The sequence below is a fragment of the Streptomyces sp. NPDC048416 genome (assembly GCF_043200435.1).
Taxonomy (GTDB): domain Bacteria; phylum Actinomycetota; class Actinomycetes; order Streptomycetales; family Streptomycetaceae; genus Streptomyces.
The window spans coordinates 1-1,010 of sequence record NZ_JBICXU010000076.1; the positions used below are offsets into that span (position 1 = coordinate 1).

Here is a 1,010-nt window from a genome sequence, read left to right on the forward strand (position 1 = left end):
CCTAGGGCTTGTCCGGCCGATCATGTGACTACTCCGCGTCGAGGTCGTTGATGTGGGCATGGGGCGGGATGGTCTGAGCGATGCCGAGTGGGAACGGTTGCGGCCGTTCCTGCCAGTCAGCAACAAACGTTGTGGCCGGTGGCGGGACCACCGGCAGGTGATCGACGGGATTCTGCACCGGGTGCGGACCGGTGTGCAGTGGCGTGACCTACCCGAACGGTTCGGTCCGTGGAAGACGGTCTACGAACGGCACCGACTGTGGTCAGCCGACGGGACGTGGGAGCGTCTGCTCCAGCAGGTCCAAGCCGCGGCGGACGCAGCGGGTGAGATCGACTGGGACGTCTCGGTCGACTCCACCATCGTGCGGGCGCACCAGCATGCGGCGGGTGCCCGCACCGACCCGCCGCCGGCGCCCGCCGCAAAGGGGGCCGAAGGGACAGAACATCAGGACGAAACGCCGTGGCAAAGTCTGCACGCCCACCTGGTGGAGGTGGTGCGGGAGGCGAGGGCCTGGGCCGCTCGCGCGGCGGGTTCACCACCAAGCTCCACCTGAGCGCGGACGGCCGTTGCCGCCCGTTGTCCCTGATCGTCACACCAGGTCAGGCAGCGGACTGCACTCAGTTCAAGCTCGTTCTGGAGATGATCCGCGTCCCGAGGCCCGGTCCGGGACGGCCCCGCAGGACGCCGGACAGCGTCGCGGCTGACAAGGCTTACAGCAACGGCCCCTGCCGCGAGTACCTGCGGCGCCGGGGCGTCCGGCACACGATCCCGGAGAAGACCGACAGCCAGGCCGCCCGCCTGCGCAAAGGCTCACGCGGCGGACGGCCACCCGGCTTCGACGAAGACCGGTACAAGAAACGCAACACCGTCGAACGGGCTATCAACCGGCTCAAGCAGCACCGAGCCGTCGCCACCCGCTACGACAAGCGCGGCTACGTCTACCTCGGCACCGCAACCGCCGCAGCCCTCACCATCTGGCTCCGAACATGATCGGCAGGACAAGTCCTAGC

General features: G+C 68.5%; 1 protein-coding gene. It reads left to right on the forward strand.

The window, feature by feature from the left end:
• Positions 1-58: 58 nt before the first annotated feature.
• Positions 59-990, forward strand: a protein-coding gene (locus tag ACGFW5_RS35290) for an IS5 family transposase (protein WP_393838450.1) whose coding sequence is annotated in 2 segments (ribosomal slippage) — positions 59-403 and positions 406-990 — 930 coding nt in all. Because the reading frame shifts where the segments join, the coding sequence is not laid out codon by codon here.
• The last annotated feature ends 20 nt before the right edge of the window (positions 991-1,010 follow it).